The sequence below is a fragment of the Bryobacter aggregatus MPL3 genome (genome assembly GCF_000702445.1).
In the GTDB taxonomy this organism is placed as follows: Bacteria; Acidobacteriota; Terriglobia; order Bryobacterales; family Bryobacteraceae; genus Bryobacter; species Bryobacter aggregatus.
The window spans coordinates 3,628,533-3,652,133 of the sequence record NZ_JNIF01000003.1; the positions used below are offsets into that span (position 1 = coordinate 3,628,533).

General features: G+C 57.8%; 24 protein-coding genes and 1 tRNA gene. 13 read left to right on the forward strand and 12 right to left on the reverse strand.

Annotation, left to right across the window (positions count from 1 at the left end):
- The 6 genes from M017_RS28815 to M017_RS0116790 form a co-directional block, all read right to left on the reverse strand.
- The gene (locus M017_RS28815; protein WP_080507875.1) at positions 1–297 is read right to left on the reverse strand and encodes a cell division protein ZapA; all 297 of its coding nucleotides are present in this window, start codon (positions 295–297) and stop codon (positions 1–3) included.
- Between the two features lie 15 nt (positions 298–312).
- Positions 313–543 carry a cell division protein ZapB gene (locus M017_RS0116770; protein ID WP_031499285.1) on the reverse strand — a complete coding sequence of 77 codons (231 nt, stop codon included), beginning with the start codon at positions 541–543 and terminating at the stop codon, positions 313–315.
- Positions 544–553: 10 nt separating this feature from the next.
- Positions 554–943 (reverse strand): 50S ribosomal protein L20, encoded by a 390-nt coding sequence (gene rplT / locus M017_RS0116775; protein ID WP_031499286.1) that lies wholly within the window; start codon positions 941–943, stop codon positions 554–556.
- A gap of 96 nt (positions 944–1,039) precedes the next feature.
- On the reverse strand, positions 1,040–1,237 hold the full coding sequence (rpmI, locus tag M017_RS0116780; protein ID WP_031499287.1) for a 50S ribosomal protein L35: 198 nt from the start codon (positions 1,235–1,237) through the stop codon (positions 1,040–1,042).
- An 87-nt stretch (positions 1,238–1,324) separates the two neighbouring features.
- The gene (locus M017_RS0116785) at positions 1,325–1,807 is read right to left on the reverse strand and encodes a heme-binding domain-containing protein (RefSeq protein ID WP_080507877.1); all 483 of its coding nucleotides are present in this window, start codon (positions 1,805–1,807) and stop codon (positions 1,325–1,327) included.
- Positions 1,807–3,717 (reverse strand): elongation factor G, encoded by a 1,911-nt coding sequence (locus M017_RS0116790; RefSeq protein WP_031499289.1) that lies wholly within the window; start codon positions 3,715–3,717, stop codon positions 1,807–1,809. The genes M017_RS0116785 and M017_RS0116790 overlap by 1 nt, the downstream gene beginning before the upstream one ends.
- Positions 3,718–3,838: 121 nt before the next feature.
- On the opposite strand from M017_RS0116790, the gene M017_RS29955 reads away from it, so the two are divergent.
- Positions 3,839–4,387 (forward strand): YMGG-like glycine zipper-containing protein, encoded by a 549-nt coding sequence (locus tag M017_RS29955; RefSeq protein WP_051670295.1) that lies wholly within the window; start codon positions 3,839–3,841, stop codon positions 4,385–4,387.
- 57 nt (positions 4,388–4,444) lie between these two features.
- On the forward strand, positions 4,445–6,454 hold the full coding sequence (locus M017_RS0116800) for a M13 family metallopeptidase (RefSeq protein WP_031499291.1): 2,010 nt from the start codon (positions 4,445–4,447) through the stop codon (positions 6,452–6,454).
- A gap of 4 nt (positions 6,455–6,458) precedes the next feature.
- Here M017_RS0116800 and M017_RS0116805 read toward each other — a convergent pair whose 3' ends face one another.
- The gene (locus M017_RS0116805; protein ID WP_238325932.1) at positions 6,459–7,232 is read right to left on the reverse strand and encodes a TrmB family transcriptional regulator; all 774 of its coding nucleotides are present in this window, start codon (positions 7,230–7,232) and stop codon (positions 6,459–6,461) included.
- 89 nt (positions 7,233–7,321) lie between these two features.
- Between M017_RS0116805 and M017_RS0116810 the strand changes: the two genes are divergently transcribed.
- Together M017_RS0116810 and M017_RS0116815 are read left to right on the forward strand one after the other, a co-directional pair.
- Complete coding sequence (locus M017_RS0116810) at positions 7,322–8,824, forward strand: sigma 54-interacting transcriptional regulator (protein ID WP_035957848.1); 1,503 nt, start codon at positions 7,322–7,324, stop codon at positions 8,822–8,824.
- A 13-nt stretch (positions 8,825–8,837) separates the two neighbouring features.
- The gene (locus M017_RS0116815; protein ID WP_031499294.1) at positions 8,838–10,055 is read left to right on the forward strand and encodes a vWA domain-containing protein; all 1,218 of its coding nucleotides are present in this window, start codon (positions 8,838–8,840) and stop codon (positions 10,053–10,055) included.
- Here M017_RS0116815 and M017_RS0116820 read toward each other — a convergent pair.
- From M017_RS0116820 to M017_RS0116830, 3 genes are all read right to left on the reverse strand, one after another.
- Positions 10,052–12,082, reverse strand: coding sequence for a catalase (locus M017_RS0116820; protein WP_051670299.1), 2,031 nt, complete (start codon positions 12,080–12,082; stop codon positions 10,052–10,054). The genes M017_RS0116815 and M017_RS0116820 overlap by 4 nt on opposite strands.
- A 118-nt stretch (positions 12,083–12,200) precedes the next feature.
- Positions 12,201–12,276: transfer RNA gene (locus M017_RS0116825), tRNA-Lys, on the reverse strand.
- Positions 12,277–12,294: 18 nt separating this feature from the next.
- Positions 12,295–14,154: a heterodisulfide reductase-related iron-sulfur binding cluster gene (locus M017_RS0116830; protein WP_031499296.1), complete on the reverse strand. Its 1,860-nt coding sequence runs from the start codon at positions 14,152–14,154 to the stop codon at positions 12,295–12,297.
- 48 nt (positions 14,155–14,202) lie between these two features.
- Here M017_RS0116830 and M017_RS0116835 point away from each other — a divergent pair, with 48 nt between their 5' ends.
- Entirely contained in the window at positions 14,203–15,156 is a 954-nt protein-coding gene (locus tag M017_RS0116835) for a UDP-glucuronic acid decarboxylase family protein (protein ID WP_031499297.1), read from the forward strand.
- Here the strand turns inward: M017_RS0116835 and M017_RS0116840 are convergent.
- On the reverse strand, positions 15,153–15,809 hold the full coding sequence (locus M017_RS0116840; protein WP_031499298.1) for a metal-dependent transcriptional regulator: 657 nt from the start codon (positions 15,807–15,809) through the stop codon (positions 15,153–15,155). The two genes, M017_RS0116835 and M017_RS0116840, sit on opposite strands and share 4 nt — an antisense overlap.
- A 156-nt stretch (positions 15,810–15,965) precedes the next feature.
- Here M017_RS0116840 and M017_RS0116845 point away from each other — a divergent pair, with 156 nt between their 5' ends.
- The 7 genes from M017_RS0116845 to M017_RS0116875 all read left to right on the forward strand — a co-directional run bounded on the left by M017_RS0116845 (position 15,966) and on the right by M017_RS0116875 (position 20,447).
- Entirely contained in the window at positions 15,966–17,489 is a 1,524-nt protein-coding gene (locus M017_RS0116845; RefSeq protein ID WP_238325933.1) for a M20/M25/M40 family metallo-hydrolase, read from the forward strand.
- Between the two features lie 64 nt (positions 17,490–17,553).
- On the forward strand, positions 17,554–18,345 hold the full coding sequence (locus M017_RS0116850; RefSeq protein ID WP_080507883.1) for an alpha/beta hydrolase: 792 nt from the start codon (positions 17,554–17,556) through the stop codon (positions 18,343–18,345).
- 11 nt (positions 18,346–18,356) lie between these two features.
- Entirely contained in the window at positions 18,357–18,695 is a 339-nt protein-coding gene (locus M017_RS29400) for a hypothetical protein (RefSeq protein WP_155121456.1), read from the forward strand.
- Entirely contained in the window at positions 18,652–19,038 is a 387-nt protein-coding gene (locus M017_RS29405) for a peptidase associated/transthyretin-like domain-containing protein (protein ID WP_155121457.1), read from the forward strand. Before M017_RS29400 ends, M017_RS29405 begins: the two co-directional genes overlap by 44 nt.
- Positions 19,039–19,042: 4 nt before the next feature.
- The gene (locus tag M017_RS27850) at positions 19,043–19,456 is read left to right on the forward strand and encodes a carboxypeptidase-like regulatory domain-containing protein (RefSeq protein WP_080507887.1); all 414 of its coding nucleotides are present in this window, start codon (positions 19,043–19,045) and stop codon (positions 19,454–19,456) included.
- Positions 19,453–19,977 carry a redoxin domain-containing protein gene (locus tag M017_RS0116870; protein WP_051670307.1) on the forward strand — a complete coding sequence of 175 codons (525 nt, stop codon included), beginning with the start codon at positions 19,453–19,455 and terminating at the stop codon, positions 19,975–19,977. The genes M017_RS27850 and M017_RS0116870 overlap by 4 nt, the downstream gene beginning before the upstream one ends.
- Positions 19,977–20,447, forward strand: a complete 471-nt coding sequence (locus M017_RS0116875; RefSeq protein ID WP_031499306.1) for a TlpA disulfide reductase family protein — start codon at positions 19,977–19,979, stop codon at positions 20,445–20,447. The genes M017_RS0116870 and M017_RS0116875 overlap by 1 nt, the downstream gene beginning before the upstream one ends.
- Here M017_RS0116875 and M017_RS0116880 read toward each other — a convergent pair.
- Complete coding sequence (locus tag M017_RS0116880; protein WP_031499307.1) at positions 20,431–20,973, reverse strand: DUF2721 domain-containing protein; 543 nt, start codon at positions 20,971–20,973, stop codon at positions 20,431–20,433. The two genes, M017_RS0116875 and M017_RS0116880, sit on opposite strands and share 17 nt — an antisense overlap.
- Before the next feature lie 82 nt (positions 20,974–21,055).
- Here M017_RS0116880 and M017_RS0116885 point away from each other — a divergent pair, with 82 nt between their 5' ends.
- Positions 21,056–23,599, forward strand: coding sequence for an ABC transporter permease (locus M017_RS0116885; protein ID WP_051670309.1), 2,544 nt, complete (start codon positions 21,056–21,058; stop codon positions 23,597–23,599).
- Positions 23,600–23,601: the final 2 nt, after the last annotated feature.

Below are 23,601 nucleotides of genomic sequence, written 5' to 3' on the forward strand. Positions count from 1 at the left end.
CTATTTTAGCTCGTCATCCAGGAGTTGCAGGAGGTCGTTCAACTTCTGCCGTTGCACGGGTTGGGCTTTGACAGCTTCGACGTGGACGGCCAGTTGGGCTTGGAGGGATTGGACTTGATCGGCGAGGTGGAGACAAGCCAGCATCGCGGCGCGGTTGGAATCGACCACGCCACGACTGGCAATATCACGCATGAGGCTATCAACATGAGTAGCGAGAGCCTCAACGCGTTCCGGTTCTTCGCCCGTAACAACGGTGAAGTGTTGTCCGTAAATGGTTACGTGAACCGGGTTGGACAATGGTGAGCCTTCGGACTAATCGACGTCAGGGAATTCCATCTGATCGAGCAGCTTGGAAATCCGCGACGCGGCTTGCTTGTTTTTGGACTTGGCGGCGGAGAGTTCCGCGTTCAGTTTGTCCACTTCCGTTTGCAACGCTGCCTTCTCCTTACGGAGAACGGCGACGGCTTCGAGAGCCTTCACGACCCTGTCTTCCAGTTGAGAGAGAAGGTCGGATTCCTGATCTTCGAGCAAGTCTTCTACCATATGGGAACGCTTATGCTTCCACCGTCTTGGGCAGCGGAGTGCCGGAAGGGAGGGCCGCTTTGGCCTTCTCGATGAGCACCTTGAAGGCGGCGATGTCGAGGGTGGCGATGTCGGACAGAACCTTGCGGTTGAGGTCGATGCCAGCCTTCTTGAGGCCGTCCATGAATCGCGAGTAGCTGACGCCGTTTTCTTTGCAGGCGGCGTTGATACGAACGATCCAGAGGCTGCGGAAGTCACGCTTTTTGCGACGACGACCGACGTAGCCGTACTTCAGGGCCTTTTCGACTGCTTCCTGGGCGGAGCGGTTGAGTTTTGATTTCGTGAGGAAGTAGCCTTCGGCTAGCTTCATCGTTTTGTGGCGGTAATCGCGTCTGCCAGTACCGCGTTTTGCTCTAGGCACGTTTTAACTCCTTAAAAGTTTTTGTTCAGGATGCGGGTTTGCGGGCACGTGCAATGCGCCGCTCACACCGGGTGCGAAATGCGAGTCCAGACGCCGTTAGGCGTAAGGAAGCATGTCGGAAACAGCTTGGTGGTTGGCGGAAGAGACCATTCCGCCCTCGCCAAGCCGGCGCTTGTTTGCGTTGGACTTACCAGCGAAGAGGTGGCGGGCATAAGCCTTGCCACGAGTAAACTTGCCGGAGGCAGTCTTCTTGAAGCGCTTCGCGGCGCCCTTATGGGTTTTAAGCTTCGGCATCGAAGTATAATCCTTGTGGTTTGAGCAGACAAGAGAATGGGCCGCAGGGGCTGCGGCCCACGTCTACCTGTTGCAATCTTAGCATGATCACTGCCCGTTGATGGCCCACTTGCAGAAGGCGTCCACCTCGGCTTTGCTCAGTTCGGCTTCGGGGTGCATCGCCGTATAGGATTTCGGGGGCATTTGTCCGGCCCGCATCTGGTCGCAGGCCTCACCGAGGGTATTTGCCGCTTCCTCGGGGTCGTTGGTCCAGCGGGAGAAATTCAAGCGCTTGCGAGCCTCGACGATGTGCTTTGAGACAAACCAGGAAACCGGCGAAATTTGCGAGTACCAGGGCCATACAGTCTTGTGGGAGTGGCAATCGAAGCAGGCGCGGCGCAGCGAATCTTCCACGGCCCGGGGAGCCTTGAAGTTGTGTCCCTTCGGATTGGACAAATCAGGCTGTTTGAGTTGGGCTGCGAAAAAAATAACAGTCAGTGTGAGTAGAACGAACCGGATACTACGACGCATGCAAAAGCGGGGAGTACCTGGGAGCTTATCACGATGGGGCCATGCTGGCCCCTCTCGCATCAATCTTCGTCGGACATCTGGGTGTGATTGGCCGCTGCGATGATCTTTTCGGCCTGCGGCTGTGGGACGTAATCGTAGTGGTCGAGTTCCATGACGAAGGTGGCGCGCCCCTGGGTCATGGCGGTGAGGTCATTCTGATAGCTCAACATCTCAGCCATTGGCACCATGGCGCGAATCATTTGCGTTCCCGCATTGACTTCCATGCCGCTCACCCGCCCCCGCCGGCTGGTGAAGTCGCCCAGCAGATCACCCGCATACTCGACTGGCGTATAGGTCTCCACTTTCATGATCGGTTCGAGCAGGGCTGGCTTTGCGAGTTCCATGGCCGCCTTGAAGGCCTTGCGCCCGGCCATTTTGAAGCTCATTTCGTTGGAATCGACGTCGTGATAGCTGCCGTCATAGAGCGTCACTTTGAAGTCGACCATCGGATAGCCGGCCAGCCAGCCGTGAGCGGCGGCCTCCTGGATGCCCTTCTCGATGGCCGGTACATATTGCTTCGGGACGGAGCCGCCGAAGGTCGCGTTGTGAAACTCGAAGTGCTGGCCACGGGCGAGGGGTTCGACTTTAATCTTGCAGTCGCCGAACTGGCCATGTCCGCCGCTTTGTTTCTTATGGCGGCCCTGGACATCGGCCATGCCGCGCACGGTTTCGAGGTAGGGAATCTTCGGCGAGCGCAACTCGACATCGACGTTGTAACGTTTGCGCAAGCGGGCGACGATGGCTTCGATGTGTTGCTGGCTGTTGCCGGCAAGCAGAAATTCTTTGGTGTGGGGATCGCGATAGAAACGAAGGGTGGGGTCTTCTTCGAGCACTTTGTGCATGGCGACGGAGAGACGGTCTTCGTCGTTGCGGGTCTTGGCCACAATGGCGAAGGCCATCGCCGGCTCGTGCGTGGGGACAGCGGGCCAGCTTTGGAGTTTGGACTTATCGGAGAGGGAATCGCCGGTTAGAGTCTCTTTGAGCTTCGAGACGACACCGATGTCGCCGGTGGCAAGCTCTGGAATTTCATTGGCTTGCTTCCCGAAGGGGGTGCTGAGGTGGGCAAAGCGTTCATCGTGGTGGGTGCGCGCATTCATGAGATGGCCATCGTTGCGCAACGAGCCGGACATGACTTTGAAGTAGCTGACGCGACCGGCAAAGGCGTCGGCCAGAGTCTTGAATACGAAGACCCCGGGAGGGCCTTTGGGGTTGAGCGCCATGCGGTCTGTGGGGCAGGGCAGGGATTCTGTAATGAAGTTCAGCAGGTCGCGAACACCGAGGTCTGTATAGGCGCTGACCCCGAGGATGGGGAAGACTTTGCGATCAATCAACTCCTTTTTGAGGCCACTGGAGAGGTGCTCCGCGGAGAGATGGCCTTGCTCAAAGAACTCCTGCATCAGCTCATCGTCGTCCTCGGCGATCATTTCGACGAGCTCTTCTTTCGATTCGAGACTGCAGCAGCGCCGGCCGAAGCGCTCCCGGATGCTATCGACAATGGCGGTAAAGTTAGTGCGCTCGTGATCGAGCTTAGTGACGACGAAGACGACAGGCAAATGAAATTCCTGCGCCGCATCCCAGGCCTTTTCTGTTTGCACTTGCACCCCACAAGCGCCATCGACCACGATGAGCATGGCGTCGGCGGCGGGGAGGCACAGGCGGGCATCATGAATAAAGGTGTTGAGGCCAGGAGTGTCGAGAAGATTGATCTTCTTGCGTGAGAACTCGAAAGCCGCAATTCCGGTAGAGATGCTGTGCTTCCGTGAGATCTCTTCTTCATCGAAATCGGTGATGGTTGCGCCATCTTCGGTACGCAGGAGCCGGCTGGTGGCACCACTCGCAAAGAGCATGGCGCTTGCGAGCATAGTTTTGCCCGCATGTGCATGTCCAGCCAGCGCGACGTTTCTGATGTCAGACGTTGGATACACCCGCATGGTCAGAATCCCCTCCTTACAGGGACTGGCTAGGAGTTATCACAGTTGGAGGACGGAAGGAAGCGGTAGAATCTGAAACGATCCTATTCTTTGAAAGTCTAGTAATAGAGGAGAATCACCGATGAAAAGCGTATTGATGATGATTTGTTTAGGCGTGGCCGCTTTTGGCCAACGAATTCCATCGGCCACGGCGATTCAAGTGCGGATTAACGACACGATCGATTCGTCGAAAGCCGAAGAAGGACAGAACTTCACGGCGAGTGTCGCAGAAGACGTTCGTGTGAATGGCCGGGTATTAGTTACCCGTGGATCGGCCGCCACGGTCCGATTGGTGAATCTCGATAAGAGTGGCAAGTTTAAAGGATCGACGCAGTTGGGTGTCGTGTTGACGGAATTGCGAGTGGGGAATCGGACGATTCCGGTGGAAAGCGGGGAAGTGACTCGCGTGAGCGGAAGCCAGGGTAAGAATACGGCGGTCAAGACGGGCGTGGGTGCTGGTCTGGGGGCCGTGATCGGTGCTATCGCCGGTGGCGGCAAGGGGGCGGCAATCGGGGCCGGTGCTGGTGGCGCTGCGGGTGCTGGCAGCCAGATCTTTACCAAGGGCCAGAAGGTGAAGATTCCCAGTGAGAGTGTGCTGACCTTCACGCTCCTGCGTGATGCGCGGGTCTAGCCATTGGCTCTGCCCGCCAAGCCGTTTTGAATGTGCTTGACTGTGGGTGTGAGAGTTTTGAAATGTCTGTCGGTCGCGGGCGCTTTGCTGTCCGCGACTTTCATTTTATCGGCACAGAAAAAGAGCGGAATCGACATTTTGGGAATCGACAAGACCTGTCAGCCCTGCGAGGATTTCTGGCGTTACGCGAGCGGGAAGTGGATGGAGAGCAATCCGATTCCGCCCTCACAAGCAGGCTGGGGCCCGGTTGCGGCGATGGCCGATCAGAATCGGGAACGCCTCAAGGTTCTGCTCGATGAAGCGGCGGACGGAGTTACATCTACGGGGAGCGGCAAAAAGATCGGGGATCTTTACCGGGCCTGTATGGACACGGAGCAGATTGAAAAGCTGGGCGCTTCTCCTTTGCGCTCTCAGTTGGCGAAAATCAACAAGATCGAAGACGCTGCCAGTCTTGCCTCTTACTTCAAAGAACAACAAGCCGAACTCGGAGGCGGTCCCTTTGGAATTGCGCCCCGCCAGGACCTGAAGAACACGGAGGTGACTGGTGTCTACGTAGGCCCATCCGGCTTGTCTCTGCCCACACGGGACTACTACTTCGAGCAGGACGCCCGCACCACCAGGATTCGCGAAGAGTTTGTGCAGCATGCGGCGCGGATGCTGGCGCTGCTGGGGCAGGATGGCGACGGTATTGCAGCTGCAAAGAAGATCCTCGAATTCGAAACCCAATTGGCGCAGCCGCAGTTGACCAATATCGCGTTGCGCGATCCTTACGCCACTTATCATCCGATGGGAGTGAAAGGACTCAGCGAACTGACACCGGGCATGGACTGGAGGGGAGTGCTGGCCCTGATGCACATTCCCGAAGATACGCTCCTGGTGGTGGCGCAGCCCGAGTATCAGAAGGTGCTGGAAAAGTTGATGCAGTCGACGCCGAGCGAGACCTGGCGCTTGTGGCTGCGCTGGAAAACGGTGAGCCAGGCGGCTCCAAATTTGTCCAAGGCTTACGCGGAGGAGAGCTTCTACTTTAGTGGCCGTCTGCTCTCGGGCCTGAAAGAGGCGGAGCCCAGATGGAAGACTTGCACTGCGGTGATCGATACCTCAATGGGCGATGCACTTGGGGAGCTGTTTGTGAAAAAGCATTTTCCACCAGCGGCAAAGCAGCGCATGCTCGATTTGGTGGAGAATCTGCGTGCGACTCTCAAGGACGAACTCGCAAACTCCAAATGGATGAGCCCCGAGACAAAGAAGAGCGCCGTGGCAAAGCTCGAAGCCTTTCGTCCCAAGATTGGCTATCCGGACCGGTGGCGGGACTATTCGAGTGTGAGTATTTCCCGTGCGGACTTTTTCGGAAGTCTGCGCGCTGCGCAAATCGCCTCCCGCGCCTATGCGTTGTCGAAGGTTGGCAAAGCACGAGATCGCAATGATTGGGGAATGACTCCGCCGACGGTGAACGCCTATTACAATCCAACGCAGAATGAGATCGCGTTCCCGGCAGGAATTCTCCAGCCGCCGATTTTCGATCTTGCTGCTGACGATGCCGCAAACTATGGTGCGGCTGGCGCGGTGATCGGACATGAAATGGGCCATGGCTTCGATGATCAGGGCTCCAAGTTCGCGGCCAATGGCAACCTGCAGAACTGGTGGACCGATGCGGATCGCAAGGAGTTTGACGCGCGCGCGGCCTGCGTGATCGAGGAGTTCGATTCTCTCGATCTTGGTGACAATTTGCGTCACAAGGGCAAATTCGTTGTCGGAGAAGCGATGGGCGATCTGGGCGGCTTGAAGATCGCCTACAAGGCCTACAAGAAGACCTTACACGGCAAGCCTTCTCCTGTGATCGATGGGTATACCGGAGAGCAGCGTTTCTTTCTCGCCTTTGCGCGTGTCTGGGCAACGCAGTTGCGTCCGGAGAATCTGCGGCTGCGTCTGACGAACGATCCGCATCCGATTGCCCGCTGGCGCGCCATCGGCACTTTGCAAAATATGCCGGAATTCCACGAAGCCTTCCAGTGCAAGCCCGGCGACTTCATGGTGCGGCCCGTGGAGAAGCAGTGTAAGGTCTGGTAGTTGACTAATCCAACTTGCGCGCGCTTTTCCAATGGTTGTGGAAGAGCGCGTGCATGGCTTCGGCAAAGCCAGGATGCTCAAAGACGACGGCGGTCCAGGTGGGGCGGGTGAGGACCGGATCGAGGAGGGCAACCAGCCCGACGCTGTTGTCGAAGACGGCGAGCTTCATGGGCAGCTTCTCGGATTCGCGGACTTCGACACCCGCTTCGGCGTACTCCTCCAAGCGCTTGCGATGGGTGGCATCGAGGGTGCCTTGTTCAATGAGGAGGCGGCATTTGACCCCGCGCTCGATGGCCTGGCGCACCAGCCGCTCGTCGAGCGGATCCACTGCATAGGGCGGCCGGGAGAACTCGATGTACTCCGTTTTCACGTTCTGGAGCATCAGGCGATAGTGCTTGGCGGTCTGGCTGGGATCGGAGACGATGCGCAGGTAGTCGAGATTGCCGCGCGCGCCGTCGGCGGGAGCGTAGGTCTTGCTGAGTTCGTCGGCCAGTTCCACCGCATTGCGGGACTGTTCTTCGATTTCCTGCTTGAGCGATTCCTCGCGCCGATTCAAATAGCCGCGCAGGGCCAGGGTGGGTTCGACCGCGCTGAACAGCTTGGTACGTTCCTGAACCACATGGGCGAAGCCTTTCTCGACCAGCGAGTCGAGCACCTCATAGATTTTCTGCCTTGGGACCTGCGCCCGGGCGGCAAGTTCTAAAGCTTTGAAACGAGTGTGGCCCAGCAGCACCAAATAAGAGCGGGACTCATATGCGTTGAGGCCGATCTGCTGCAATCGACGCCAGTATCTTTGATATTCAGTCCCAGAGAGTTCTCGCGACATCCAATTGAAAGAAAGGTAGCACGCTAAGCTTAGGGTTTAACATGTTGAAGTCCAAAACGATGACTCTTCCGGCAACGTATGGCGAATTGAAAAATAGCGAATGGGGGGCAGGAGCGAAAACGGTTAAGGACGAGATTCGAACCAATTTATTGCGCAAATTGCGGGAGGGCGGCGACCTTTTTCCCGGCGTGATGGGGTATCAGGACACGGTTGTCCCGCAGGTGGTCAATGCCGTTCTGAGCAAGCACAATTTCATTCTGCTAGGGCTCCGGGGGCAGGCGAAAACGCGGCTCATCCGGATGTTGACCAGCCTTTTGGATGAATATGTGCCTTATATCACAGGCAGTGAAATTCGAGACAATCCTTTCCGGCCACTGACGAAGTTTGGGAAGCGGATCCTCGAAGAGAAGGGGGATGCGACTCCAATCTCCTGGCTCTCCCGGGGGCAACGCTATGTCGAAAAGCTGGCCACCCCTGACGTGACCATCGCCGACATGTTTGGCGACATCGACCCGATCAAAGCGGCCAAGCGGGGTTCTGAGATTGCGGACGAAGAGAATATTCACTATGGCTTGCTGCCGCGAGCGAATCGCGGCATCTTTGCGGTGAACGAGTTGCCCGATCTGGCGGGCAAGATCCAGGTGGGGCTGTTCAACATCCTGCAAGAGGGGGATGTGCAGATCAAGGGCTACCCGGTGCGGTTGGAATTGGATGTGCTGCTGGTTTTCACCGCAAATCCCGAGGACTATACGGCGCGCGGCAAGATCATCACCCCGCTGAAGGATCGCATTGGCAGCGAGATCCGGACCCACTATCCGCTTTCGCTCGAGCGCGGCGTCGAGATTACGAAGCAGGAAGCCTGGGTCATACGGGAAGGGGGCGCGCGGACCGAAGTCCCGGCCTATCTGCATGAGATTGTCGAGCAGATTGCGTTTCTCGCCCGTGACGACAAACGCATCGACCAACGTAGTGGTGTTTCGCAGCGCTTACCGATCTCAGTAATCGAGAACGTGGTCTCAAACGCTGAGCGGCGTGCGGCTCTGAGTGGTGACCATGAAGCTGTGCCCCGCATCCTCGACCTCTATGCGGCGCTCCCGTCGATTACAGGCAAGCTCGAACTGGAATATGAGGGCGAACTGAAGGGGAGCGATGCCGTGGCGCGCGACCTCATCCGGCAAGCGTTGGCGCTGGCCTACTCGCGGCTGCTGGAGGGCGAGAATCTGAAGCAGGTGGTGCAGTGGTTTGATCTGGGCGGCTCGCTCCATCTGCCCGAACTGGCGACGGCCAGCGAACTGATGGCGGAACTCAATCAGATCAATGGTCTGATGGAGAAAACGGCGAAGTTGGGATTGGGCGTGAGGGAATCGGACGCAAAGCGAGCGGCAGCAGCCGAGTTCATTCTCGAAGGCCTCTACGCGCATCGCCGCATCAGCCGCAACGAAGAGCAATCTTTCGTTGGCGGAGAGCGCCGCCGTGAGCCAGGCCCCGGAGAGGCGCAAGAGGACGGCAAACGGGCCGAGCGGCGGAAACAGAACTTCCAGTAAAAAAAGAGGCACTATGCGACGGATTCGCTATTCGAAGTACACCGGCGAAGACCTCGGCATCTCGTCTGAGGATCTGATGCGCGCCCTCGGCGACTTCTTTCTCGACAGCGGTTTTCAGGATTGGTGGAGCCCGAACTCGGAAGCGAAACAGAGCTGGGAAGGGCTGAAGAATGCCATTCTGCAAGCCCTTCTCGATGGCCGGATGTTCGAGGACGAAGAGCGGGCCCGGCAGATTCGGGAACTGCTCGAAGGGATGGAACCGGAAGAGCTAGAGAAGCTGCTGAGCCAGTATGCACAGCAGCTTGTCGAAGACGGCTATGTGAATCAGGGCGGGCAACTTGGACAGAGCGGCGAAGGCGAGATGGAGATGTCTGTTGAACCAACGGACAAGAGCGTCGACTTTCTCGGCTTCAAAACGTTGAAAGACCTGCTGGGAAGCCTGGGACGATCGAGTTTTGGCGCTCACGATACCAAAGATCTTTCGACGGGGATCGAAGCCAGTGGTGGCGTGAAGCCTTATGAGTTTGGCGACACGATGAATCTCGACATCACGGAAACGCTTGCGTCGGCGCTCGGCCGCCAGGGACTCGGTTCGCCACTTGAACTGGAGTATTCCGATTTGCAGGTCCACCAGAGTGAGTACCAGAGTTCTTGTGCCACGGTTCTGATGCTCGATTGCAGCCACAGCATGATTCTCTATGGCGAGGATCGTTTTACGCCGGCCAAGAAGGTGGCGCTTGCTCTTGCCCAACTGATTAAGACCCAGTATCCAGGCGATAGTCTGCGCTGTGTCTTATTCCATGACACGGCGGAAGAGGTTCGTATGGGCGAACTGGCCCGTTTGCAGGTGGGGCCGTATTACACGAACACGCGCGATGGGCTGATTTTGGCACAGAGGATTCTGAACCAGGAAAAGAAAGACATGAAGCAGATCATCATGATCACGGACGGCAAGCCGAGCGCGCTGACCCTTGATGATGGCCGTGTCTATAAGAATGCCTTTGGCCTCGATCCGCTGGTAATCAGCAAGACGATGGAGGAAGTGAGCCGCTGCAAGCGGCAAGGCATTCTGATCAATACCTTCATGCTGGCGACAGACCCGGCGCTGGTGAACTTCGTGCGCCAGGTGACACAACTCTGCAAGGGGAAGGCGTACTTTACGACGCCGATGACTCTGGGCGAGTATCTGCTGCTCGATTACATGAATCGCAAGACGCGCACCGTTCACTAAAGAAGCGGGCGGCCCCAATGGCGGTGTTTGCCGAGCGCGGTGAGGAATGCGTCCAGCTTAACGGTGCCAGGTGCTAGTTCCACGATGCCTTCGTCTTCGGGCGCGGACGGAATACCAGCTGCTTTGAGCACCGGCCCGGGTGCTCCGCCGACACCGATCGTTTTGAAGTGCCGGTACATCCAGTGGATGAAGTCGAGCGCAAGCCTGTCGGTGGGAATCGGGCCCGGCGGGACGATCACGGCGTCAAACAACACGGGTGGCGTTGTCACAATGGTGTGGGCGATGGGAACGGATGACTTCGGGTCGAGCTTGGCAGCGAGGACTTTCGGTACTGCGCCTGCCGCTTCGATCTCTGCCTTTGCCTTGGTGATGAAGGCAAGGTCTGCGCCGGGTGTGAGCAGGATCGCGACTTTACGGGTGGCCACGCCTAGTTCGCCGGGCAGATGCATCAGGCTGAGGGCTGGCGATGCGTGGACGCTCGCAACTTTCGATGAGGCTGGCGCCGGAATGCCGAGGGCATCGGCAACGCGAGCAGCCAAGGTTGGATCGACGTGACTGAGGTTGCTGACCGCGCGCTCGCGCACGGCTGGCGTTTCGACCTTGGCGAGTTCAAACTGGAATCCCCCCACGATATGGTCTTGCTCGACGGGCGTCTGGCTCTTCCAGAACAGGGTGGCCTGGGAATAGTGATCTCCAAAACTCTCGGGCCGGACGCGGATCTTGGCGCCGGTCTGCGGCTCGGGGAAGCTCGAGAAACCCTTGACGGCATTCTGCATTGGGCAACCGCCTTGCAGCGAGTTCGGTTCGTAGTTGACGCGACCTTGAGGGATGTTCTGCTGCATGTGTCCGTCTCGCTGTAGATTGTGCACCGGGCATACGGCACGATTGATCGGGATCTGATGCGAATTCGGGCCGCCAAGCCGGATCAGTTGGGTATCGGTATAGGAGAAGAGCCGGCCCTGGAGCAGCGGGTCGTCGGAGAAATCGATTCCGGGAACGACATGACCGGGATGAAAGGCCACCTGCTCTGTTTCGGCAAAGAAGTTATCGGGATTGCGATCGAGCACCATCCGTCCGATGTAGGTGATAGGGACCAGTTCTTCCGGCACCAGCTTGGTGGCGTCCAGGATGTCGAAGGGGAATTTCGCGGCCTGCTCTTCGCTGAAAATCTGGAGGCCGAATTCCCATTCGGGATACTGTCCCGCTTCGATTGCCTCCCACAGGTCGCGGCGATGGAAATCGGCATCGCAGCCATTGATCTTGACGGCCTCGTCCCAGATCAGTGAGTGTGTGCCGAGCTTGGGACGCCAATGGAATTTGACGAAGGTGGAATGCCCCTTCCCATTGACCAGCCGGAAGGTGTGGATTCCGAAGCCCTGCATCATCCGGTAGCTGCGGGGGATGGCGCGGTCGGACATGGCCCACAGCAGCATATGGGTGGACTCTGGAATCAGGGTGACAAAATCCCAGAAGTTGTCGTGAGCCGAGGCGGCCTGGGGCATGCCGTGGTGGGGTTCCTGCTTGACGGCGTGGATGAGATCGGGAAACTTGATTGCGTCCTGGATGAAGAAGACGGGGATGTTGTTGCCGACCAGATCGAAATTGCCTTCCTCGGTATAAAACTTCACGGCGAAGCCGCGCACATCTCGCACCGCGTCCGCAGAAGAGGAGCCGCCGGCGACGGTTGAAAAGCGAACAAATACTGGAGTCCTACGGGAGGGATCGGTGAGGAAACCGGCCTTGGTCAGCTTCTCCTGGGATTCGTAGACTTCAAAAAATCCATGCGCCGCCGAGCCTCGCGCATGGACGATTCGTTCTGGAATGCGCTCATGGTCAAAGTGAGTGATCTTCTCGCGCAGGATGAAGTCTTCGAGCAGACTGGGACCGCGTTCCCCGAGCTTCAGTGAGTTCTGATTGTCAGCAATCACAGTGCCTTGGTTTGTGGTCAGTGTGGCGCCTTCATCGCTTTTTTTTGCATACTCTTGCAGGTCGGGAGATTTCGCCGTGGGAGACTTCTTGCGGGCCATGATGGTGCCATCCTCTTTTGAAATGAGTCACACGACGCAGAACGCAGGCGAGCCTGTCGCGGACGTTTTTAAGAGGAAACGAAGAGGGGGAGTGTTACGAAAAGAAGGGGAAGAAGAATGGTGAACGCGGTAGGAATCGAACCTACAACCTATTGATTAAGAGTCAATTGCTCTGCCAGTTGAGCTACGCGTCCACAACGCGAATACAAGAATTAATTTACCACGGGGAGCCGTGCCGCCGCTAGTTCTGCGATGTCTTTTAGTGCAGGAGTGGGCATAGAAATTTGTGTGAGGGCTGCCTGGAACATGGTTTGGCAGAAGGGGCAACCGGTTCCGATGGTTTTTGCTCCTGTTTCTGCGAGTTCCTTCGCGCGTGTTTCATTCACCCGCGTCCCTTCTTCTTCGCCGAGGAATGCCAATCCGCCGCCTGCGCCACAGCAGAAGCTGCGTTCGTGATTGCGAGGCGCCTCGAGCAGTTGCGATGCAGAGGCCGCGGCCACTTTGCGCGGCTCCTCGTAGATGTTCTGGTAGCGGCCCAGATAGCAGGGGTCGTGAAAAACGACTGTGTCTTTTTCCGGGGCTGGCGGGAGCAAGTACTCGTAGCGAGCCAGGAACTGCGAATGGTGCTCGATTTCGGGCGTGGGGCCGAATTCCTTCCAATCCTCACGGATCGTGCGCACGCAATGGGGACAGATCGAGATCAGCTTGAAGCGCTTGCCTTCGGCACGGAACGGTTCCATCGTTTTCAGATTCTGGCCGGCCAGTTCCCCGAAGGCGAGGTCGTTTCCGAGGCGGCGTGCGGGGTCGCCTGTGCAGCGTTCTTTTTTGAGGACACCGAAGGTTGTATTGAGATGGCGCATCACGCGGGTGAGGGCTTCGACAATCTCGCGGCCGCGGGCATCCATGCTGCCCATGCAACCGAGCCAGAGGCAATACTCCTGGGTACCGTCAAAGATCGGTAGCGCGGCGCGAGTGATGAACTTGTCTCGATCAGAGGCGGGCAGACCGAGCGGGTTGCCGTTCTTCTCGAGATTGCGGAAGAGTTTGGCGCCCTGGTCATCTTCCCAGGATCCTGTGTTGGTGGCGCCTCGGCGCAGGCCGATCAGCAGCGGCAGGTGTTCGATGCCAACCGGGCACTGGAATTCGCAGGCGCCGCAGGTGGTGCATTGGAACACGGCCTTTTGCGACAGATGCGCGCCGAAGAGCGGCACTTCCGATTGCGCGCCATTCTCGTTGAGAAAGCTCCGCAACCCGAGGACGATCTGTTTCGGGTTCAGTTCCTTGCCGGTGTTCGCGGCAGGGCAGTGTTCGGTACAGCGGCCACATTCGACGCAGGAATAGGCCTGGAGCGCGGAGACTTGCGTGATGTCTTTGCCGCTGACCAGTCCAAAATCTTCGTCGCCTTCGAGCGGCGGAATGTGGCTGAAGCCTTCGCGCTTGGCCAGAATCGCAACTGGGCTGAGCACCAGATGCAGATGCTTGGTGTGTGGGATCAGAGGAAGAAAGATCAGCAGCGCGAGCGTGTGGGTCCACCAGTTGATGGCCCCCGAATGTCCGTCCATCGACCAGTCCACGAGATAGGTGAGCATCAGTGTGAAGATGAGCCCGGCGATGAAGCCGCTTTCGATCGAGACCTTCTCTCCCAGCCACTTGGGGCGCACGACAAAACGGCGGATGAAGAGCCCGGTGATGCCAATCGCGGTGGCAACTGCAAACAGGGCGGCAAAGCCAAGATAGAAGCGCGAAAATCTGGCGCCGTGCGAGAGGAACGGAACGCCAAAGCCGCGTGCGGCGTGGTCCAGGGTGACAAGCGAAAAGGCGAGAAATCCCCAGAAGACCAGGGCGTGCGCGATGCCAGGCAGCGGACGCTGGGCGATCACCTTTGACTGCAGCAGTACTTCCCAGAAGAATAACCAGAATCGGTGCGGGAGATTGGTGAGCGCGTATCCAGGCTCCGGTTTGGAATCGCGAATGCGGCCGAGGATGGGCCAGAGACGCCAAAGGAAGCCGCCGAGGCTTGCGGCGAGGAGCAGCGCAAAAACAATCTTTGCCAGAAGACCGGGTTCGTACATGATGCGAAAACAATCTACCATGTGTGGGAAGTTCGATAACCTGATAAAGTGCAAGTTCTTCTCTCCGGCGCGGCCGGATTTATTGGATCTCATCTAGTCGATCGCCTTTTGCAGGATGGGCATCGGGTGCTCGGTGTCGATAATTTCATTACCGGCGATGCGGTCAACTTGGCACACCTCACGGGGGCGGCGAACTGGAGTTTTGTCCAGGCGGATGCAACTTCCAATGATTTTGTCGCGAGGATGACGGACTTGGGGCCCTTTGATTTGGTGCTCCATCTGGCATCGCTCGCCAGTCCGAAAGACTATCTGGCTTATCCGCTGGAAACGCTGGAATCGGGTTCCACGGCGACACGCAACATGCTGGAGATTGCTCTCCGATTTGAGGCTCGCTTCCTGATCACTTCGACGAGTGAATGCTACGGGGACCCGCTCGAACATCCGCAGCGGGAAAGCTATTGGGGGAACGTGAATCCGATCGGGCCGCGGAGCTGCTACGACGAATCGAAACGCTTTGCAGAGGCGATTACGATGGCCTATCACCGCAAGTACGGTTTGCGCACCAACATTGCCCGGATCTTCAATACCTATGGGCCGAGGATGAAGCTCGACGATGGCCGCGTGGTGCCTGCTTTTCTTTCCCAGGCCTTGGGGGCAAAGCCGCTCACGGTTTTCGGAGATGGGACGCAAACGCGCAGCTTCTGTTTTGTCGATGACATGGTGGAAGGGCTTTGCCGCCTGATGCTGAGTGACGAACGGGAACCGGTCAACCTCGGCAACCCGCAAGAGATTACGCTGCTGGAGTTTGCGGAACGGATTCAGCGAATGCTGGGCACCAGCAGTCCGCTGGAATTTCATCCATTGCCGGAAAATGATCCGACACGCCGCCAGCCTGATATCTCGAAGGCAAAACGAACGCTCAGTTGGGAGCCGAAGGTCAATCTGGAATCGGGCTTAGCGACAACCGTTGCATACTTTCAGGGCCGGCTCGCTGCGCACTAAGCGACAGCGACCCAAACTTTTGCGGCGGCGCCGTTTCCGAGCGGCACCGTCTTGCCACCGAGGTCGAGCGTAAAAGTATCGTCGATATTGCGAGAGACCATGCGCACCATCGCGCCGGGCCGGATGCCGAGTGTGTTCAAGTATTCGAGCAATTCCCGGTCGCGTTCATAGGCACTCTGGATATTGGCCTGGCCCCCGGCTGAGAGCTCTGAGAGGGGGAGCCAGCCGCGCTTGCGGCGCTCCTTCGGCGAATCGAGGCCAATGAAATTCCCATGAGGGCAGGCTTCCCCGTCGCCGAGTTTCTCTACCAGCTTCTTTTCAAACTCGGCGCTCACGGCATGCTCCATCTGCTCTGCCTCGTCATGCACCATATACCAATCCATGCCAAAGACTTCTGTGAGCATGCGTTCGATCAGATGATGACGGCGAATCAGCCGGTGGGCGATCTCCTTGCCGGTCGGGGTGAGGGTGATGACGCCTTCTGCATTGACAGCAATGAGTTTGTCGCGCTTGAGACGGCGCAGCGCCATGGTCACGGCAGGTGCACTGACTTTGAGCCAGCGGGCGAGCGTGGCGGCAATCACAAGTTCGCCTTCGCTCTCTGCCTCCGCGATCGCTTTGAGGTAATTTTCCTTTGAAATCGTGATTTTCACGCGGTAGCTCTCATTGTAACCGGCGAAGTGTGTTTGCTACACTCGCGGCAACCCCTTATGCGCAGACGCAACTTTCTCGCACTATCCTCGCTACCGCTTACGGTGCCTGCCAGCTTTACTTTAGCTGCGCAAGGTCCAGAGACTGTGGACCTGAACATGGTCCATCAAATTAAGAATGAAGCCTTCAACAATTCGAAGGTGATGGATACGATGTTCTGGCTTTGTGACGCGAACGGTCCGCGTCTCTCTGGTTCGCCCGGCTACCGTAAGGCGGCGGAATGGGTGAAGAAGAGTCTGAGCGAGCAGGGCATTGAAGCAAAGTTTGAACCTTTTGAGTTTGGCCGGGGTTGGCAGCACTCGAAGTTCGCGGCACGGATGACAGAACCGGCCATTGGCGAGATCATCGGATTCCCGATGGCCTGGACGCCGGGCACTAACGGCATTGTGAGCGGCGAGGCGATGCACGCAACGCTTGCCACGCAGGCGGATCTCGACAAGTGGAAAGGCAAATTGAGCGGCAAGATCGTGTTGGTGGATGTGCCGCGTGTTCTTGAGTTTCCGGACAAGGCGAACGGCCATCGCTATACCGGCGAAGAATTGGGCAAGCTGGCCGAGGCTCCCGATCCAGGCGCCGCAGGGCCGGGACGCGCCGGTGCGCGGCCGGGCGGGCCCCCAATGTCGCGCGAGCAGATGATGGCCTTCCGCGACAAGCTCTATCAGTTCATGAAGGACGAAGGGATCCTCGTCGTAGTGAAGACGAGCTATGCCGGGGATGGCGGCGCGGTGTTCGGTTCGGCGGGTGGCCCTTACCAGAAAGGCAAGCCCGTGCCTCCGCCCACTGCGGTGATTGCGGCGGAGAACTACAATCGCGTGATCCGGTTGCTCGAGAAGAAAGTGCCGGTCAAGCTGGAGTTTGAAATTGCGGCTCAGTTCAACGAGGAGGCCGACAACGCATTCAATGTGATTGCCGAGATTCCGGGGACCTCGAAGAAGGGCGAGTATGTCATGATCGGCGCGCATCTCGATAGTTGGCATGGCGGCACCGGCGCCACCGATAACGCCAGCGGCTCGGCGGTGATGCTCGAGGCGATGCGGATCCTGAAGGCGCTCAATGTGAAGACTGCGCGGAGCATCCGTCTGGGTCTGTGGTGTGGTGAAGAGGAAGGTCTCATCGGTTCGCGCGCTTATGTGAAGAGCCATCTCGCCGATCCGGCGGATATGAAGCTCAAGCCGGATCATGGCAGAGTGACGGCGTACTTTAACGTCGATAACGGATCTGGAAAAATCCGCGGCATCTATACGCAAGGCAATGAGATGGTGCGCAAGCTATTTGGACAGTGGCTCGAGCCCTTCATGGATCTTGGCGTCTCGACCGTCACCAGCCGCAACACGGGCGGTACGGATCACCTGTCCTTTGACGCGGTTGGTGTGCCTGGCTTCCAGTTCATCCAGGACCCGCTGGATTACTCGACCCGGACGCATCACTCCAACATGGACACCATTGATCGTGTGCAGAAGGGCGACCTGATGCAGATGGCGGCCATTGTTGCCAGCTTCGCCTATCACGCGGCGAATCGGGACGCGCAGGTGCCGCGCAAGCCGCTGCCGAAGCCCACTCCTCGTCCTGGTGAGGGCCAAGCCCCGCCGGCGCCGTCCAGCGCTGCGGCGAATCAAGAATAAGCAAAAGCGACTTCGATAGACTGATGGGCGTTTCCGCGAAAGGGGGACGCCCATTTTGATTTGTATGAGATTGTTGCCGGTGCTACTCGCACTTGGCCTTGCCGGTGCGGCGGAGCTGAAGAAAGATATCGAATACTCGCGGCCAGGTGGTGTGCCGCTGAAGTTGGATGCTTCGATCCCCGATGGTCCGGGGCCTCATCCGGCAGTGATCATTGTCCATGGGGGAGGCTTTGTGCGCGGCGATAAGCAGACTTATGTTCCCCCTCTCTTTCCTCCACTCGCGGCAGCCGGCTTCGCCTGGTTCTCCATCGATTACAGGTTGGCGCCGAAGCACAACTACACCGCCGCCAATGAGGATGTTCGCGCCGCCTTTGCTTACTTGATGGCGCACGCCAAGGAGTTGAAGATTGACCCGAAGCGCATTGCGCTGAGTGGTGAATCGGCTGGTGGCACGATAGTCGCCTACTATGCGGCGACCGAGAAGGGAAAGTACCGGCCCCGCGCGGTGGTGGATTTCTATGGGGTGAGCGATTGGGTGTTCCATCGCGAAACTCTTGGCCAACTGAGCGAGGGCGCGGCGGCCTGGCTGGCCGGTGCAGATTTAAAGAACGCTTCTGCCATTACTTACGTCTCGAAGAGCATGCCGCCCTTTCTTCTGATTCACGGTACTCAGGACCAGCAAGTGCCCTTTGGACATAGCGAGCGGTTGTGTGCGGCGATGAAGCAGGTGCATGCGGAATGCGAGCTGTTTGTGGTGGAAGGGGCTGGTCATGGCGTGGGAAATTGGGAAAAGGTGGAGGCCAATCAGGTATACAAGAAGAAGATGGTGGATTGGCTGCAAAAGCAGCTTCCCTAGCATGACAAGAGTTGTGCCATTGCGAAGAGTTTTATGGCATCCTACGAATCGTTGCGACTTTCGGAGGTTTTATGATTACTTGCCCAGCCTGTGCTGCTGATATTGATTTTGATGAAGAAGATCTGGATGAAGGCGACCTTTTCGACTGCACTGAATGTGGGGCGAATCTGCGTGTTGCGAGCCTGAAACCGCTCGAACTGGAAGCGGTCAAGGACGACGCTGCGGCTGCGGATGAAGAAGACGACTTCGACGACGAAGATGACGACGAAGACGACGAGGATGAAGAAAAGGAAGACGACTACGAGGATGAACTCGAAGAGGAAGAGGACGAAGAAGAAGAGTGGAATTAGCCGCCGGCACCTGTTGGCTGCGCTGCTCTGTCCGGCTGCCTTAAGCTTTGCCGAGACTTCTTATGCCGTTGTCGCGGGAACTGTATTCCGCGACAACGGCCTTGCATTTGCGGGTGTCCCGGTGGAACTGAAGCCGCTTGTGCCCAGCTCAAAACGGAAGAAGCAACTGACGCACACCAACACCCGGGGCGAGTTTGCTTTCCGCGTTCCGGCAGGGGAAGCCGAGTTCGAGTTGAGCGTCAAAACGGATGGTTACCGCCCTGAGTTGAAACGCGTCAAAATAACAGGAGACGAGCGTGTCGATCAGAACTTTCTGCTCGATCGCCTCTTGAAGGAGAAATAGGGTGATGACATTGCGAGCCAAATGGATGCTGATGGGCTTGGGCGTGTTGCTGGGTGGTTTCGCATACGCGATGGCGCAGGAGACCCCGGTGCCAACCCCGAAGAATCCGCCACTCTTCAAAGGAGATCGGTCGAAGAAAAATGACGGATCGCGCGTGGTGGGGGGCGTGGTTCGTGACCCGCAGGATAAGCTGGCCGACGGTGCGGTCGTGAAGTTGAAGGATACAAAGTCGTTGAGCATCCGCAGCTTCATTACGAAAGAAGACGGCTCCTATAGCTTCCAGGGCCTGTCGACCGGTGTGGACTACGAGCTCAAGGCAGAGAACAAAGAGGGTTTGTCGAGTTCGACAAAGATTCTTTCGGTCTATGACAACCGCAAAGAGGCTGTCATCAATCTCAAGCTGGAAGCCAAGAAATGATTGCGGCCGCAGTTGCGGCCCTGCTCAGCGTCCTGGCCGCGGACCTGCAAGTGCGCGATCTGAACGGTAAGGCGCAGCGGGTGGAACTGGGCTCCACGGTTACGGTGGTCACCTTTGTTTCCACAACTTGTCCGGTGTCGAACGCGTATAACGATCGGATGATTGCGGCCTACCAGGACTATTCGAAACAGGGTGTGAAGTTCGTTTTTGTCGATGCGAATGTGAACGAATCGGCAAGTGAGATCGCGGCATATCAGAAGACGGTGGGCTTTCCTTTCGCGATCTATCGGGATCAGAATGTGGCCGAGCAACTGGGAGCCCAGGTGACGCCCGAAGCTTTTGTCTTTGACCGGGCGGGGAAGCTGCGCTACCAGGGAGCGATCGATGATTCGCGCAATGCGGCACGGGTGCGCAACCAGGCCTTGCGGGATGCGCTTGACGCGGTGCTGGGCGGAAAAGCAGTGGCGCAACCGGTGCTGAAAGCCTTTGGTTGCATGATCAAGAAAGCAGGAAGAAACTGATGCGGATGCTCTTGGTTCTGATGGCGGGCGCGCTGTTGTCGCAGGCTGCGGGGAAGCTGTCGCCTCTCGATGAGGCGACTTATCCAAAGACCGTTGCGGCCCAAAAAGGCAAAGTGGTGCTGGTGAACTTCTGGGCCACTTGGTGTGTGCCTTGCCGCAAAGAGATGCCGGAGCTGGCGAAGATGGCCGCGAGTCTGAAGGCGAAGAACTTCGATCTGGTGACGATTTCAGCCGATGAACCGGAAGACGAGCAGACGGCGATTGCGTTTTTAGCGAAAGCTGGCATCACCGGCCCGGCCTTTGCCAAGCGCGCCAAGAACGACGACAAGTTCATCAACGCCATTGAGCCGAAGTGGTCTGGCGCTTTGCCTGCCTTGATTCTCTACGATAAGACCGGCAAAAAAGTGAAGGCCTGGATTGGCGAGACCGATCTGGCTGCCGTGCAACTGGAAGTTAAGAAATTACTTTAGCGCTGTTGGTGCCGTGACGGGTGGTGAGGCTTCTGAGGAAGTCGGTTTCCTCATGCAGGCCGTCGAGAGCAAGCCGGGCTTCTGTAATCAGCCGGATGGCCGCCACCAGTAGCATGACGGCGCCTGAGACGCCGAGGATCACCGGAATGGTGGCCCACTTTGCCGAGAAGATCGAAACGAAGCCAATTGAGACGCTGGTGAGGACGAAGAGGCCGCTGGCCATGTACAGCGCCATGAGGGTGCGCATGAGCAGGCTGGCGCGCTTGGATTGGACTTCCATCTGACGTGAAATCTCTTCGCGATATTCCTGATCGAAATCCGATTCGCTCCCGGCACGAATCATCTCTTCCATCTTTTCGGAGAGGCGACGCACGCGGTCGACCACGCGTCCCAGACGGTTGGAAGTGGAGATGATAAAACTGCCGGTGGCGCTCAGCAACAAGGCAGGAGTCAGCATGGCGGTCAGGACATTGAGCGCGCTCGACAGGTTCTGGAAAAACGCCGGCAGCGTAAAGAGGGAGTTCATGGGCTGCTCCTTTGATGGTAACCAAGTGTCCGTCAGCGAACACTTGGTCTGCGTTTGATTTTGCTAAGTAATTGAGAATAGAGTGCTTCTGTTTGGCCCCCGGATTGCATTTCTCCTGTCCATGCTCAATGGCCTGGAACAGGATATTCGCTACGCATTGCGGGGCTTTGGACGGACTCCTGTCTTTACCTTGGTGGCGACGCTCAGCGTTGCGCTAGGGATTGGCGCGAATGCGGCGATCTTCAGTCTTTATGACCAGATGATGCTGCGGCCGCTGCCGGTTGCCGCGCCCGAACGGCTGGTGATGCTCGATTTGCCTGGGCCGCGTACGGGCTCTACTCACATTGATTTTCCCTTCTCGAATGTGATGTACCGGGGGCTGCGCGATCAGAACCAGAGTTTCGATCACTTGATCGCCACCATGCACGAGATGGCGAACTTCAGTTGGAAGGGCAAGAGTGAGACGGTTCGTGTGGATCTGGTGAGCGGCAATTTTTTCTCGGCCCTGGGTCTCAAACCTTTCCTCGGACGCCTGCTGGAAAGCACGGACGACGAGAAGAAGAACGCGCATCCCCTGGCCGTGCTCAGCTATGGCTATTTTGAGCGCCGCTTTGGCGCTGACGCAGCGATTCTGGGCCAGAGCGTCCGTATCAACGCTCAGCTCTACCGGGTGATCGGGATTGCCCCGAAAGGCTTTGTGGGGCTGGAGATGGGCGCGGTGCCCAACCTCTATGTGCCGCTGGCGCAGAAGGCGCTGGTGACAAGTACTTGGGATGGCATGGAGGACCCGAACGAATATTTTCTCCATGTGTATGGGCTGCTCAAAGCGGGCGTGAGTCTGCCGATGGCCAAAGCCAATCTCGATGCGTTGGTGCTGCCGATGATCGAGGCCGAAATGGTGGCGATCCCCAAGATCTCGCCGACTCGCCGTGAACGGTATCTGGCCAAACGTTTTGTTCTCACGGCTGCCGGGACGCCGCTGGTGGGGGATCGGGAACGAGTCAGCCAGACCTTGAAATTGCTGCTGGGTGTGGTGGGGCTGGTGCTGCTCATCGCTTGTGCGAATGTGGCGAATCTGCTGATTGCCCGGGCGAGTGGCCGTGTTAAGGAGGTAGCGGTACGGATGGCGCTGGGGGCGGGACGCGGCAGACTGGCGCGGCAGATGATGGTCGAAAGTCTGCTGCTGTCGCTGTTTGGGGGCGTCTTCGGGATGATGCTTTCGCTCTGGATTCTGGATGCGATTCTGGCAAGCCATGCAGCGGAAGAGGCCGAGCCTTTTCTGAATGCGCAACCGAACTGGCGCGTGACGGCCTTCTGCTTTGCCGCCAGCTTGTTGACCGGCTTGCTCTTTGGTTTGGCGCCGGCGATGCGTGGAGCTAAGCATGCACTGATCGAAACGTTGAAGGCGAATACGGGCGCGATTGCCGCCCATGCGACGCAGGGATGGCTCCGCCGGGCGCTGGTGATTTCGCAGGTGACGATCAGTCTTGTGCTGCTGGTGGCCGCCGGACTCTTTGCCAAGAGCCTGCTGAACTTAAAGAATTCGAGCCTCGGCTTCAACGCCGAGTCTCTGCTGAGTTTTCGCATCGATCCTTCTTTGAACGGCTATGAGAAGGCACGTGGACTTAGCCTTCTCGACGCTCTTCGCAGGGAACTGGGAGCATTGCCAGGAGTGCGGGAGGTCGCCATTGCTTCTGAGCCACTGATTGAGAACTCGATGAGTTCGAACACCTATTCAGTGGAGGGACATCCCCAGCGCGATGGAGTCCATTCGAACTCGGGAACGAATTATGTGGGCCCGGGCTTCTTCCGGTCCTTGGGCTATCCACTTCTGGCGGGCCGTGAGTTTGGCGATGGGGACCAGGCGAATTCGCGCCGGGTGGCCGTGGTGAATGAACAGTTTGCCCGCGAGTACTTTAACGGGGCGGCGATCGGCAAGCGGATCGGCTTAGGCTACGAGAAGGATGGCTCGCTGCATCTGGATACCGAGATTATTGGTGTGGTGCGCGATGGCAAGCAGCAGAATATGCGCGATGACAAGGCAAAGCGTTTTGTGTACCTGGCTTACACACAGGATCAGGCGGTGGAAGGGATGACCTTCTATGTGCGGAGCAACCGAGAGCCAGAACAACTGGCAGCTGAGATTCGCGGAGTGCTGCGCAAGATCGACGACAATCTTCCGATGTATCGTGTGCAGACGATGGAAGCAACCATCAATCGCAGCTTGCAGAGTGAGCGGATGGTGGCAACCTTATGTTCGTCTTTTGGGTTGCTGGCGACACTGCTGGCGGCCATCGGTCTTTATGGCGTGATGGCCTTTAGCGTAGCGCGCCGCACGCGCGAGATCGGCATCCGGCTGGCGCTCGGGGCGGAGCGGTCTACCGTCATCCAAATGGTGATGCGGGAAGTGGGCTGGATGCTGTCGAGCGGGCTTGTGGCCGGGCTACTGCTCGCCATTGGCTTTGGCAAGTTGGTGGAGTCGCAGTTGTGGGGCCTAAGTGGCTGGGACCCTCTGATTTTGAGTGGCGCTGTCGTATGTTTGAGCCTGGTAGCGTTAGTTGCCGGTTTGTTGCCGGCGCTGCGTGCTTCGCGCATTCAGCCGATGATCGCGTTGCGTTGCGAGTAAAA